This window comes from Stenotrophomonas sp. S49, from assembly GCF_016624905.1.
Classification (GTDB): domain Bacteria; phylum Pseudomonadota; class Gammaproteobacteria; order Xanthomonadales; family Xanthomonadaceae; genus Stenotrophomonas.
In genome coordinates this window covers 58,356-72,233 of the sequence record NZ_JACVUD010000013.1, presented here as the reverse complement: position 1 = coordinate 72,233, position 13,878 = coordinate 58,356, and the positions used below count along the sequence as shown (strand labels likewise).

At 68.9% G+C, this 13,878-nt stretch carries 11 protein-coding genes; 10 read left to right on the top strand and 1 reads right to left on the bottom strand.

Features of this window, described 5'->3' with window-relative positions:
- The first annotated feature begins 170 nt into the window (after positions 1–170).
- From IAE58_RS05000 to IAE58_RS04960, 9 genes are read left to right on the top strand one after another with little or no spacing between them, the layout of a single operon-like run.
- Positions 171–1,802 carry a TldD/PmbA family protein gene (locus tag IAE58_RS05000; RefSeq protein ID WP_199932765.1) on the top strand — a complete coding sequence of 544 codons (1,632 nt, stop codon included), beginning with the start codon at positions 171–173 and terminating at the stop codon, positions 1,800–1,802.
- Between the two features lie 31 nt (positions 1,803–1,833).
- Entirely contained in the window at positions 1,834–3,468 is a 1,635-nt protein-coding gene (locus IAE58_RS04995) for a TldD/PmbA family protein (RefSeq protein WP_199932766.1), read from the top strand.
- A gap of 21 nt (positions 3,469–3,489) precedes the next feature.
- Positions 3,490–4,824, top strand: a complete 1,335-nt coding sequence (locus IAE58_RS04990; protein WP_108760859.1) for a TldD/PmbA family protein — start codon at positions 3,490–3,492, stop codon at positions 4,822–4,824.
- On the top strand, positions 4,824–5,531 hold the full coding sequence (locus IAE58_RS04985) for a DUF4159 domain-containing protein (protein WP_199932767.1): 708 nt from the start codon (positions 4,824–4,826) through the stop codon (positions 5,529–5,531). Before IAE58_RS04990 ends, IAE58_RS04985 begins: the two co-directional genes overlap by 1 nt.
- 13 nt (positions 5,532–5,544) lie before the next feature.
- Positions 5,545–6,528: a MoxR family ATPase gene (locus IAE58_RS04980; protein ID WP_199932768.1), complete on the top strand. Its 984-nt coding sequence runs from the start codon at positions 5,545–5,547 to the stop codon at positions 6,526–6,528.
- 7 nt (positions 6,529–6,535) lie between these two features.
- Positions 6,536–7,432 (top strand): DUF58 domain-containing protein, encoded by an 897-nt coding sequence (locus IAE58_RS04975; protein ID WP_199932769.1) that lies wholly within the window; start codon positions 6,536–6,538, stop codon positions 7,430–7,432.
- Positions 7,429–8,550 (top strand): BatA domain-containing protein, encoded by a 1,122-nt coding sequence (locus IAE58_RS04970; RefSeq protein WP_199932770.1) that lies wholly within the window; start codon positions 7,429–7,431, stop codon positions 8,548–8,550. The genes IAE58_RS04975 and IAE58_RS04970 overlap by 4 nt, the downstream gene beginning before the upstream one ends.
- On the top strand, positions 8,547–10,688 hold the full coding sequence (locus tag IAE58_RS04965) for a DUF4175 family protein (RefSeq protein ID WP_199932771.1): 2,142 nt from the start codon (positions 8,547–8,549) through the stop codon (positions 10,686–10,688). The genes IAE58_RS04970 and IAE58_RS04965 overlap by 4 nt, the downstream gene beginning before the upstream one ends.
- The gene (locus tag IAE58_RS04960; protein WP_199932772.1) at positions 10,685–12,493 is read left to right on the top strand and encodes a hypothetical protein; all 1,809 of its coding nucleotides are present in this window, start codon (positions 10,685–10,687) and stop codon (positions 12,491–12,493) included. The genes IAE58_RS04965 and IAE58_RS04960 overlap by 4 nt, the downstream gene beginning before the upstream one ends.
- 18 nt (positions 12,494–12,511) lie before the next feature.
- Here the strand turns inward: IAE58_RS04960 and IAE58_RS04955 are convergent, their stop codons facing one another.
- Positions 12,512–13,180 (bottom strand): hypothetical protein, encoded by a 669-nt coding sequence (locus IAE58_RS04955; protein WP_199932773.1) that lies wholly within the window; start codon positions 13,178–13,180, stop codon positions 12,512–12,514.
- Between the two features lie 148 nt (positions 13,181–13,328).
- Between IAE58_RS04955 and IAE58_RS04950 the strand changes: the two genes are divergently transcribed.
- Entirely contained in the window at positions 13,329–13,799 is a 471-nt protein-coding gene (locus IAE58_RS04950; protein ID WP_199932774.1) for a hypothetical protein, read from the top strand.
- Positions 13,800–13,878 lie beyond the last annotated feature (79 nt).

The following is a 13,878-nucleotide window of genomic DNA, read 5'->3' as shown; positions in this document are numbered from 1 at the left end:
TTTGGCCGTTGCCGTTGCATTGAGCAGGTGCAGGGCTGCAAGCCCTGCCCAAACCCTCCCCACCCATGACTGCAGTCACTTGCCGCCATGCCCCGCGCTGGCGAAAGTCAGGGAGTTGACGTGATCGGCCTGGCCCGTTGCCAGCCGCACGGAAGTGAGAGAGAGACGCTGTGCAACGACGTGAGTTCCTGGCTTTTTCCGGTCTGGGCCTGGCGGGCCTGGTGCTGCCGCATTCGCGGCTGATCGCGGCCGAGCAGCTGCTGGCCCCGGTTGATACCGCCCAGCGCAGGCGCCTGGCCGAGGTGGCCCTGTCCGCCGCCCGCACCGCCAAGGCCAGCTACTGCGACGTGCGCATCGGCCGCTACCTCAACCAGTCGGTCATCACCCGCGAGCACCAGGTCGGCAACGTGACCAACCGGGAGTCGTCCGGCGTGGGCGTGCGGGTGATCGTCAATGGCGCCTGGGGCTTCGCCGCCACCCACCAGCAGACCGAGGCCGCCGTGCGCGGGGCCGTCGAGCAGGCGGCCGCCATCGCCCGCGCCAACGCGACCATCCAGACCCGCCCCGTGCAACTGGCCCCCACCCCGGCCGTGGGCGACGTGCGCTGGCAGACGCCGGTGCGCAGGAACGCCATGGCCGTACCGATCCAGGACAAGGTGGAACTGCTGCTGGCGCTCAACAGCGCCGCCCTGGACGCCGGCGCCGACTTCATCAACTCCACCCTGTTCCTGGTCAACGAGCAGAAGTACTTCGCTTCCAGCGACGGTTCGTTCATCGACCAGGATATCCACCGCATCTGGCTGCCCTTCACCGCCACCGCCATCGACAAGGCCAGCGGCAAGTTCCGCACCCGTGCTGGTCTGTCCTCGCCAATGGGCATGGGCTACGAATTCCTCGATGGCGATGCGCGCGGCAAGGTGCAGCTGCCCGGCGGCATTACCGCTTACCGCGATTCCTATGACCCGGTCGAGGACGCCATCGCCGCCGCCCGCCATGCGCGCGAGAAGCTGAAGGCGCCCTCGGTGAAGCCCGGCAAGTACGACCTGGTGCTGGACCCGTCCAACCTGTTCCTGACCATCCACGAAAACGTCGGCCACCCGCTGGAACTGGACCGCGTGCTTGGCTACGAAGCCAACTACGCCGGCACCAGCTTCGCCACGCTGGACAAGCGCGATGCCGGCTTCCGTTGGGGCAGCGACATCGTCACCTTCTTCGCCGACAAGACCCAGCCGGGCAGCCTGGGCGCGGTCGGCTACGACGACGAAGGGGTGAAGACCCAGCGCTGGGACCTGGTGCGCGACGGCGTGCTGGTCGATTACCAGGCCACCCGTGACGAGGCCCACATCCTCGGCCGCGAGGCCTCGCACGGCTGCAGCTATGCCGATTCGTGGTCCAGCGTGCAGTTCCAGCGCATGGCCAATGTCTCGCTGGCACCGGGCAAGGCAGCGCTCAGCGTGGAGGACATGATCAAGGACGTGGAGAACGGCATCTGGATCCACGGCCGCGGTTCCTACTCCATCGACCAGCAGCGCTACAACGCACAGTTTGGTGGCCAGCTGTACTACCAGATCAAGAACGGAAAGATCACCGGCATGGTCGAGGACGCGGCCTACCAGATCCGCACGCCCGAGTTCTGGAATGCCTGCACCGCCATCTGCGATGAACGCGATTTCCGCCTGGGCGGTTCGTTCTTCGATGGCAAGGGCCAGCCCGGCCAGGTCTCGGCGGTCTCGCACGGATCGTCCACCACCCGCTTCAACGGCATCAACATCATCAACACCGCGCGCAGTCTCGGCGCCTGAGTCTTCCCATCCTTCGACGTGGAGAGCAGCCTTGCAAAGACGTGACTTCCTGGCCCTGACCGGGCTTACCGCGGGCGGCCTGATCGTGCCCTCGTTCTTCGGCAAGGCCATTGCCGCCGAGCAGCTGCAGTCCAGCCTGGACCCGGCGCTGAAGAAGCGCCTGGCCGACGCCGCCCTGCAGGCCGCGCGCAGCGCCGGCGCCACTTATTGCGATGTGCGCATCGGCCGCTACCTGCGGCAGTTCGTGATCACCCGCGAAGACAAGGTGCAGAACGTGGTGAACACCGAGTCCACCGGCGTGGGCATCCGCGTGATCGTCAACGGTGCCTGGGGCTTTGCCGCCACCAATGCGCTGGGCACCGCCGACGTGGCCCGCGCCGCGCAGCAGGCCGCCGCGATTGCCAAGGCCAACGCCGGCGTGCAGACCGCACCGGTGCAGTTGGCCAAGGCACCGGGAGTGGGCGAGGTGAGCTGGAAGACGCCGATCCGCAAGAACGCCATGGAGGTGCCGATCAAGGAAAAGGTCGACCTGCTGCTGGACGTCAACGCCGCGGCGATGGGCGCCGGTGCCAGCTTCGTCAATTCGATGCTGTTCCTGGTGAACGAACAGAAGTACTTCGCCTCCACCGATGGTTCCTACATCGACCAGGACGTGCACCGCATCTGGGCGCCGATGACGGTCACCGCCATCGACAAGGCCAGCGGCAAGTTCCGCACCCGCGAAGGCCTGTCCGCGCCGATGGGCCTGGGCTACGAGTACCTGGACGGCGCCGCTGCCGGCAAGGTGCTCACCCCCAACGGCGTGGTGAACTACGGTTCGTCCTACGACATGAAGGAAGACGCCATCGCGGCCGCCAAGCAGGCGCAGGAGAAGCTGAAGGCGCCGTCGGTGAAGCCCGGCAAGTACGACCTGGTCCTGGACCCGTCGCACACCTGGCTGACCATCCACGAATCGATCGGCCACCCGCTCGAACTCGACCGCGTGCTCGGCTACGAAGCCAACTACGCCGGCACCAGCTTCGCCACCCTGGACAAGCGCGAGCAGCAGTTCCAGTACGGCAGCGAGCACGTCAACATCTTCGCCGACAAGACCCAGCCGGGCAGCCTCGGCGCCGTGGCGTACGACGATGAAGGCGTGAAGTGCAAGCGCTGGGATCTGATCAGCAACGGCAAGCTGGTCGACTACCAGACCATCCGCGACCAGGCCCACATCCTTGGCAAGACCGAATCGGACGGCTGCTGCTATGCCGATTCCTGGTCCAGCGTGCAGTTCCAGCGCATGGCCAACGTGTCGATGGCACCGGGCAAGACCCCGCTCAGCGTGGCCGACATGATCAAGGACGTGGAGAACGGCATCTACATCATCGGTGACGGTTCGTTCTCGATCGACCAGCAGCGCTACAACGCGCAGTTCGGTGGCCAGCTGTTCTACGAGATCAAGAACGGCAAGATCACCCGCATGCTGGAAGACGTGGCCTACCAGATCCGCACGCCGGAGTTCTGGAACGCCTGCACCGCCGTGGCCGATGAGCGCGACTACCGCCTGGGCGGTTCGTTCTTCGACGGCAAGGGCCAGCCGGGCCAGGTCTCGGCGGTCTCGCACGGTTCGTCCACCGCGCGCTTCAACGGCATCAACGTCATCAACACCGCGCGCAGCCTCGGCTGACCGGTCAGGAGCCCTTACACCATGAGTATCTTCACCGAAGCCCAGGCCAAGGCCATCCTCGACAAGGTCATCGCCCTGTCCAAGGCCGATGAATGCAGCGCCGTCCTGGTCGGCTCGCTCAACGGCAACATCCGTTTCGCGCTGAACAACGTGTCCACCAGCGGCATTGTCGACAACACCGAACTGGCCGTCACCGTGGCCTTCGGCAAGCGCGTGGGCACCGCCTCGATCAACGAGTTCGACGATGCCGCGCTGGAACGCGTGGTGCGCCGCGCCGAAGACCTGGCCCGCCTGGCCCCGGAAAACCCGGAATTCATGCCGGCCATCGGCAAGCAGAGCTACCGCCCCAGCCCGACCTTCAGCGAGTCCACCGCGGCCATCGACCCTGCCTTCCGGGCCAAGGTCGCGGCCGATTCGATCGCCCCGTGCCGCGGCAACGGCCTGATCGCCGCTGGCTTCCTGGAAGATGGCCAGGGCTTCTATGCCACGGCCAACAGCAATGGCAACTTCGGCTACCAGCGCACCACCAGCTTCGACTACACCTGCACCGTGCGCACCGAAGACGGCCGCGGTTCGGGCTGGGTCGGCCGCAACCTGAAGGACGCCGCCGACTTCAAGGCCGAGCAGGACATCCGCATCGCCATGCGCAAGGCCACCGAATCGGCCGAGGCCAAGGCGCTGGAACCGGGCAAGTACACGGTCATCCTGGAACCGGCAGCGGCGGCGGGCCTGATCAGCTTCATGATGAACTTCTTCAGCGCCCGCTCGGCCGACGAAGGCCGCAGCTTCCTGTCGAAGAAGGGCGGCGGCAACAAGCTGGGCGAGCAGGTGTACGACCCGCGCGTGAGCATGTACGCCGACCCCTGGCACCCGGAAGCGCCGGTGCTGCCGTGGGATGGGGAAGGCATGCCGCGCGAGCGCATGGCCATCATCGAGAACGGCAAGGTGGCCAACCTGGACTACTCGCGCTTCTGGGCGCAGAAGCAGGGCAAGACCGCCAAGGCCACGCCGGGCAACCTGCTGATGAGCGGCGGCGAGAAGAGCACCGCCGAGCTGGTGCGCGGCACCCAGAAGGGCATCCTGGTCACCCGCACCTGGTACATCCGCATGGTCGACCCGCAGACCGTGCTGCTGACCGGCCTGACCCGCGACGGCACCTTCTACATCGAGAACGGCCAGATCAAGCACCCGGTGAAGAATTTCCGCTTCAACGAATCGCCGGTCATCATGCTCAACAACATCGAAGAGCTGGGCAAGCCGGTGCGCGTGGCCGGTGATGAATCCAGCTTCGTGATGATGATCCCGCCGATGAAGCTGCGCGATTTCACCTTCACCTCGTTGTCCGACGCGGTCTGATGGATCGCCGGGCCTGCCTGCGCTGGTTGGCCGCTGCCGCTTCGGCGACGGCGCTGCCAGCGTGGGCGCAGGCGGGCCCGCGCAGTTCCCGCTACGACTTCTGGTTCACCCGCCTGCAGTACGATTCCGGCGATTGGGACGTGGACGCGCGCATGCCGTCCAACCTCATCACCTCGTTGATCGACTACACCTCGCTGCGAGTGGACCCGCAGGAACACGTGGTGGCCCTGGCCGATCCGCGCATGTTGGAAGCCCCCTTCTGCTACCTGGCCGGGCACACCCTGGTGGAGTTCAACGCCGCCGAACGGCAGAACTTCGTGCGCTACGTGCGCAACGGCGGCTTCGTCTTCGTCGATGACTGCAACCATGACATCGACGGCCTGTTCGCCACCTCTTTCGAAGCGCAGATGGCGCGCCTGTTCGGGCCGAAGGCACTGCAGAAGCTGCCCAACAGCCACGCGCTGTACCGCAGTTTCTTCCGTTTCCCCGAAGGCCCACCCGCCACCAGCTTCGAACTGAACGGCTGGGGCGACGACCTGGTGCACGACTACCTGAAGGGCATCGAGGTTGATGGCCGCCTGGGCGTGCTCTACAGCAACAAGGATTACGGCTGCGAGTGGGACTACGACTGGCGCAACAAGCGCTTCCTGGCCGAAGACAACACCCGCTTCGGCGTCAACATCGTGATGTACGCACTGAACAACTGATCGGAACACCGCCATGACCCAGCCCGACCTCGATTCCCTGCTGCCGCGCCTGCATGCGCTGCGCGATGCCCTGGCCCATGCCGTGGTGGGCCAGAACGCGGTGGTCGAGCAGCTGCTGATCGGCCTGTTGGCCGGCGGCCACTGCCTGCTGGAAGGCGCGCCCGGGTTGGGCAAGACCCTGCTGGTGCGCTCGCTGGGGCAGGCGCTGGAACTGCAGTTCCGGCGCGTGCAGTTCACCCCTGACCTGATGCCCAGCGACATCCTCGGCACCGAACTGCTGGAAGAAGACCATGGCACCGGCCATCGTCATTTCCGCTTCCAGCAGGGACCGATCTTCACGAATCTGCTGCTGGCCGACGAACTCAACCGCACCCCGCCCAAGACCCAGGCGGCGCTGCTGGAAGCCATGCAGGAACGCACGGTCAGCTACGCGGGAACCACCTATGCACTGCCCGCGCCGTTCTTCGTGCTGGCCACGCAGAACCCGATCGAGCAGGCCGGCACCTACCCGCTGCCGGAAGCACAGCTGGACCGCTTCCTGCTGCACGTGCTGGTGGACTACCCCAGCGAAGACGAAGAGCGCCGCATCATCGAACAGACCACCGGCGGTGCCACCGAAGCGGTGCCGAAGGTGATGGACGCCGAGGCGGTGATCGCGCTGCAGGCCGCCGTGCGCCAGGTGCATGTCAGCCCCGATGTGCTGGCCTGGATCACCCGCCTGGTGCGCGCCAGCCGACCCGGCGAGGGCGCACCGGCCGCCATCAACCAGTGGGTGAAGTGGGGCGCCGGCCCGCGTGCCGGGCAGTCGCTGGTGCTGGCCGCCAAGGCGCGTGCACTGCTGCAGGGCCGCTTCGCCGCCACCCGCGAGGATGTGCAGGCACTGGCCGCGCCGGTGATGCGCCATCGCCTGCTGCTGTCCTTCGCTGCCGAAGCCGAACAGAAGCGCGCCGACGACGTGGTTGCAGCGCTGCTGCAGGCCGTACCGTTCCCCGGTTGATTCCCGCGTGAGCGTCGCCATCCCGCTGACCCTGCCGCCGGACCTGCGTGCGCGCCTGCGCACGTTGCGGCTGTCGCCGCGCTTCGCCAGCGGGGCAAGCGGCATCGGCCAGCACGCCAGCCGCAGCCGCGGTGCCGGCCTGGAGTTTGCCCAGTACCGCGCCTATGAGCCGGGCGACGCGCTGCGCCAGATCGACTGGAAGCTGTACGCCCGCTCGGACCGCTTCTTCGTGCAGGAATCCGAACGCGAGAGCCCGATCACCGTCTGGCTGCTGCTGGACGCCACCGCGTCGGCCGGCCAGGCCGACCGTGCAGCACCGCAGCGCACGCGCCTGGACCACATGCGCGGCGTTGCCGCGTGTTTGCTGGAACTGGCCCTGCAGCAGGGTGACCGCTTCGGCCTGCTGGCAATCAATGGCGATGGCCTGCAACTGGTGCCGGCCGCCAGCGGTGCCCGCCAGCGCGATCGCATCCATCTGCAGCTGCATGCCCTGCAGGCCCGCGGCGCGTGGCCTGTGGCTGAGCGCCTGCGCCCGCTGTGGGAGCGGGTGCGCCCCGGCGATCTGCTGCTGGCCATCGGCGATGGCTTCGACGAAGCCGGTATCGCCTTGCTGGAACAACTGGCCGGCGCACGCCGCGAGGTGATGCTGCTGCAGATCCTGACCGCCGATGAGCGCGACTTCCCGTTCGATGCCGGCCATCGCTTCCGCGATCCGGAAACCGGCGACGAACTGCTGGGCGATGGCGCGGCAATCCGCACCGATTACCTGCAGCGCTTCGCTGTCGCGCGCACCGCCATGCAGTCACGCTTGCAGGCCAGCGGCATCGCCAGCGCCACCGGCTGGCTCGACCAACCGCTGGACCAGCCATTGCAGGCCCTGTTCGCCCGCCGGGGCAGCGCATGAACCTGCTGTTCCCGCTGGGCTTGGCCGCACTGGCCGCGTGGCTGCTCCCACTGCTGATCCACCTGGCCCGGCGCCATCCGTACACGCCGCTGGATTTCGCCGCATTGCGCTGGCTGCGCGCACAGATCCGCCCACGCCAGCGCATCCGCTTCGATGACTGGCCGCTGCTGCTGGTGCGCCTGCTGTTGCTGGCCGCGCTGGCATTGCTGCTGGCAAGGCCTGCGCTGACCGGCCCTGCGCCGGTGCCCGCCGCCTGGACCGTGGTCGCCCCGGGGCTGGATGCGGGCGCCTTGCGCGGTGGCGCCGACGCTGCGAACTGGCATTGGCTGGCGCCCAGCTTTCCGGCCATCGAACAAGCGCCGGTGCCCGCCAGTGCCACCCTGCCCAGCCTGCTGCGCGAACTGGACGCGCAGCTTCCTGCAGGCACCGCGTTGATCGTGCACGTGCCCGATCCGTTGCCCGGCCTGGATGGCGCACGGATGCAGCTGTCACGCGACGTGCAATGGCATACGCATCCGCTCGCAGTCACCACGGAGCAGGCGAAAGCAGCGCCACCGCGGCTGCGCGTGCAGGCCGATGCACCCAGCGCGGCGCAGCACTGGGTGAACGCACTGCAGCGCGCGTGGGGCGTGCAGGCAGCGCCGGATACGTTGCCTGTCGATGCCCTGCCCGCGCGCGGCGAAACCGCTGTATGGACCCGGGGCGAGGCACTGCCCGCCCGCTGGCAGGCTTGGCTGGGCGACGGCGGTCAGGTGCTGACCGCCGCCAAGCCCGCCGCGAACGCCAGTGTGCTGCTGCGCGACGCCAGCGGCGCCCCCCTGCTCTGGCAGCAGCGCGTCGGCCGCGGCCGTCTGCTGTCGCTGCCCGCTGACTGGGATGTCGCCAAGACCCAGGCACTTCGCGATCCGCACCTGCCGCGTGCCCTGCTGCTCGCGCTGCAGCCACCGGCGCCACCGCGGCTGGGAAATGCCCTGGACCAGGCGCCACAGCGCGCGGCACTGCCGGCCGCCACAGCGCCAGTGCGCGAGCCCACCGCGTGGCTGTTGCTGGCCATCGTGCTGCTGTTCGCGCTGGAGCGCTGCATGGCCAGCAGCGCGCGACGCAGGACGACGGCATGAAGACACTCCAGCTCGCATGGCACCGCGCCCGACGTCGACGCGCGCTCATCACTCTGCTGCTGGGACTGCCCTGGGCGTTGGCCGCCGCCACGTTGGCCCTGCGCCTGGGCGGGTTCGACATCGCCTGCGTGGTCGCCACGGTCGGCCTGCTCGCCTGCGTCGCACTGGCAACCGCGCACGCGCGCCGGCTGGATCGGCACTGGCTGCAGCGGCAACTCGACACCAGCGGCAGCAGCGAAGACAGCGCCGATCTGCTGTTTGCCGATGCCGCCACGCTCAATCCGCTGCAGCAGCGCCAGCGCACGCATGTGCTGGCCACCCTGGAACGCGCCATGCCGGAGCTTCCTCCGCGTTGGCCACGCAGCGCGCTGCTGCTGTGCTGGCTGGGCGGCCTGGCCATCGCGCTGCTGGCGTTGGGCTGGCCGCGTGCAGGCGGACCGTCGGCGCCTGCGCACGCGCCGGCGGCGGGCGATAAGACGCCCGCAGGACCGCTGCACCTGCAGTCCACCCGCCTGCGGGTGGACGCGCCGGCCTACACCGGGCAGCCGACCCTCACCCAGAATGCGTTGGATGCCAAAGTCGCCGCAGACAGCCGGCTGTCCTGGTCACTGCGCTTTGATCGCGCCCCGGCCAGGGCCTGGCTGCAGTTCCACGATGGCCGGCAATTGCCGCTGCACGAGCAGGATGGCCACTGGCTGGCGCAGGACGTTGCGCGCGCGCCCGCGCTGTACCGCGTGGTGAGCGAGCCGGTGCTGGCCGAAACCCGCCTGCACCGGCTGGACGTGGTGGCCGACCGGGCGCCCAGCGTGCGCGTGCTGGAACCGGCATCCAGCCTGGTGCTGGGCACGCCCGGGCAACGCCACTGGACGCTGCGCTTCGAAGCCAGCGATGACTATGGCGTCGCTGCGGGGGCAATGTTGTCGATCACCACCACCCAGGGCAGTGGCGAGAGCATCACCTTCGCAACACGCCGCGTGGCGCTGACCGGCAGCGGCGAAGCCAGCGTGCGGCGCTTCGCCCACACGCTGGATCTGGCCGCACTGGGCGCGCAGCCCGGCGGCGACGTGATCGCGCAGCTGGAGGTCCGCGACAACCATGTACCCCGGCCGCAGACCGCGCGCAGCAGCAGCGTGATCCTGCGCCTGCCGAGTGCGGAGGTGGCACTCACTGCCGAACTGGAAGGCCGCATCAAGAAGACCCTGCCGGCGTACTTCCGCAGCCAGCGGCAGATCATCATCGACGCCGAAGCATTGATCCGGCAGCGGCGTTCCCTCGCTGCCGATGCGTTCGTGACGCGCAGCGATGCCATCGGCGTGGACCAGCGCATCCTGCGCCTGCGCTACGGCCAGTTCCTGGGCGAGGAGAGCGAAGGCGAAGCGAAGCCACCACCGACCAGCGATCTGCCCACCAGCGATGCGCCCATCGCCGCCGCGCACGATCACGATGACCACGGCGACGATCACGACCATGATCACGGCGGCACGGCCAGCACCGCCGATACGCCGCCGGTGTTCGGCAGTGCCACCGACGTGCTTTCCGAGTATGGCCACACCCACGACCACGCCGAAGCGGCGACCCTGCTGGACCCGCAGACGCGGGCCACGTTGAAGGCCGCGCTGGACCAGATGTGGTCGGCCGAAGGCGAGCTGCGCCAGGGCCGCCCCGAGCAGGCACTGCCCTTCGCCTACAAGGCGTTGGCTTTCATCAAGCAGGTGCAGCAGGCCGAGCGCATCTACCTGGCCCGCGTGGGGCCGGAGCTTCCGCCCATCGATGAGAGCCGCCGGCTGGGCGGTGACCGCGCCGGGCTGGCCAGCCGTGAACTGCCGTTGGCGCCACGTACGCCGCCGGACCCGGCCATCGTCGAAGCCTGGCAGCGGCTGGGTGATGGTGATGGCACCGCCGACCTGGATGCACTGGCCAGCTGGCAGCAACGCAATGCCGCTTTCCTGCCCGATGCACTGGACCTGGCCGCCGCCATCGAGCAACTGCGTATCGAGCCAGGCTGCAAGGACTGCCGCCAACGCCTGCGCGCGCAGCTGTGGCGCGCCCTGCAGCGCCCGCTGCCGCAGGTGATGCGGCGCACGGCCACCGATGCGATGGGCCAGCAGTATCTGGATGCACTGGAGGCGCTGCCATGACGGCCGCCGCGTTGAACCTGTGGCTGGCCGCCGCCCTGGCCGTCATCGTGGTCGTGGCCAGCGTGCAGCAGCTGCGCACGCCCACCGCGCATCGCGGCCGGCGCGCGGTGCGTCTGGGTCTTCAGGGCATTGCCGCCGTGCTGCTGTATTTCTTCCTGTTGCCGCCCAGCGCGCAGCAGCCCGCGGGCGGCCTGGTCGTGCTCACCGCAGATGCCGCCGCCGCGGGTGCCGTGCCGGCCAGTGAAGGTCCAGTGCTGCTGTTGCCGGAGGCGGCGGACGTGGCGGGTGGCCAACGTGTGCCCGACCTGGCCACCGCGCTGCGCAGGCATCCTGCCGCCACGCTCACGCTGGTCGGTGCCGGGCTGGCAGCCCGCGATCGCGATGCCATGCTGCCGGCGAGCCTGACCTGGCAGGCATCTCCTGCGCCGCGTGGCTGGATCGCGCTGCAGCCCCCGGCCGATGCGGCGCCCGGTGCCCGTTTCGAGGTACACGCGCAGGCGCGCGGCGTCACCGGCGGACGTGCCGAACTGTTGGACCCGGCCGACGCCGTGGTTGATCGAGCGACGTTGGGCGCCGATGGCCGCGTGCGCCTCAGCGGCATCGCCCGCGCGCCCGGCCGCAGCGTGTTCCATCTGCGCCTGCTGGATGCGCAGGCCCATGTGCTGGACAGCGTGCCGGTGCCGCAGCAGACCGTTGCGGCGCCGCCGCTGCGCCTGCGGGTGCGCGCCAGCGCGCCGGGGCCGGAGCTGAAGTACCTGCGCCGCTGGGCCACCGATGCAGGTCTGCAGGTGCAGGTCCAAGCCGACACCGGCGCCGGTCTCAGCGTAGGTGACGGTGCGGTGCCTCTGGACGCCGCCAGTCTGGCGCGCAGCGATCTGTTGCTGCTGGACGAACGCAGCCTGGCAGCGTTGCGCGCCGGGCAGGTGTCCGTGCTGCGCCAGGCCCTGCGCGAGGGGCTGGGCGTGCTGGTCCGTAGTGGCGGCGCGCCGTCGGCCAGCGCACGGCAGCGCCTGCGCGATCTCGGCCTGCCGGTGCAGGGTGATGGCGGCAGCCATGCCGTTGCACTGCCCGGCGATGGCGACAGCGCGATGCTGGCCGCGCGCCGGGGTCCGCTGGCCGCCGGCACACTGCCGAGCGCCGACGGCGAAGCCGCCGACCGCAGCTCGCACACGGCCGCACTGCCCGCGCTGGAAGCACTGGACCTGCAGTCGCCCGGCAGCAATGCACTGCTGCACGACCAGACCGGCGCGCCGATCGGCAGCTGGCGCAGCGTCGGCAAAGGCCGTATCGGCCTGCTGCCGCTCACTGACACGTGGCGCTGGGTGCTGGCCGGTCGCGATGATCGCCATGGCGAACTGTGGAGCACGGTGCTGGCCAGCGTGGCCCGCGCGCAGCGTAACGGCGACGCGCTCTGGTCACCGCAGCCGCAAGCCTGGCTGGGCGAGCGCGTCGCCCTGTGCGGCGTGCAGGCACCGCTGCAGGCCTTCGATGCAAAGGATGCAGGCGTGCCACTGGTCGTTGACGCCGCCACAGCGTCGCAGCGCTGCGCTGGCTGGTGGCCGCGTGAAGCAGGCTGGCAGCGGCTGCAGCATGGCGACGCGGCGGTATGGCGTTATGTGTTCGACGCGAAGGACGCCGCCGTCCTGCACCGCCAGGCGATGATCGATGCAACGACGCAGGCGCTGGCAACCACCGTGCCCGCCGGCGCACAGGCGATGCAGCCGGTGGCCGGCCCGCGTTGGCCATGGTGGCTGGCGTTCGTGCTGTGCACTTCGCTGCTGTGGTGGCTTGAACGGCGTAGATGAACGCCGGGGTCGGATCCCTCAGCGTTTGCCCGCGCGCCGGTACACCCCGTCGAAGCGCACGTTCATGCCGCCGCATTCGCTGTTGTCCGACACCACCAGCAGATCGCCCAGCAGCTGCGCGTGCACGCTGCAGGTGTCCTCGACGAAATCGACCTGGCTTCCGCGCGGCGTAGCCGACGCGTTCACCGAACCGATGTGCGGCCCACCCGGCCGCTCTTCCAGCGACGGATTGGCCGACGGCCAGTAGGCATCGCCTTCCACCTGCAACTGGCTGCCACGCACGCGGATCTGCAGCCCGTTGTCGCCATCCTTCCAGTCACCGGCCCAGCCCTGCAGCGTCGGCGTCACCCGTGCCACCGGCTGCAGCTTGCTGCGCTCGACCCAACCGGCACTGCCCCCCACCTTGTTGGGGAAGAACGCGCAGCGGTATGCACCCAGGTCGCGGCCGGTCACCACCGTATCCCCGCTCACCACGTAGCTGCGCTGGCGGCAGGCGGGTTCGCCCTTGGCCGGGCAGCCGTCCATGTCACCGAGCAGGTACAGGCGCTGCGTACCCACCACCTTGGCCACGGCGAAATCCGATTGCGCGGAAGGAAACGCGCCGTTGCGGCACGAGCCGTCGTCGGCCAGGCCGCTGGCCAACGCGAACACGGGCAGGAGAAGGGCAAGCAGGAGGATTTTCGACACCACAGCAGCAACCAGGAGGGAGGACGACAGGATCGTACGCTCCTGCCTGCCATCGGCACCACTCTCTGCAACAAATTGCATTTCGCTGCTTGTCGTTGCCGCGCAGACTATCCAGTCGCCTTCCAGCACCCGATCACCACCTGCGAACATGAAACTTGTTGGTGTGCTTCTCGCCCTGCTCGCCGCACTTCCCGTACTGCTTGATTACCTGACCCGCTGGGAAGCACGCCGCGCGTTCAAGTCACTCGCAGAACAAGCGCCGGTGCGTCTGCTCAGCGAGGACGAGGACGCCGCGCTGGAACCATTCCGCAGCGTACTGGAGCTGGGCCGCGATTGCGGCGTTCGCATTCTTGAGGGGCGCTGCGTCGAGCACCGCCGATGGATGCGGGGAGGCGCCAGCTCAGCCTGGCGCAGCCTCGCCGGGGTCAAGGTGCTGCTGCCCTTCAACGCGCTGGAACACCTCGGTACCCACAACCGTGCCGAAGTGGTGCTCGGTCGCCGCTTTGTGGTCATCGTCCGCATGGAGGGGTTCGATATCGCGACGGCCGGCACGCGTACCCTGCGCACGACCGCGACACAGATCAGCGAACGCCGTGAGACCGCGGATGAGCGGACATAGCGCCGGCGGCCGGCCATTCCATGGTGGCCCACCGCGCTGGCGCTGGCGGCCGGCATCTGCGGAGCACTGCCACAGCTGG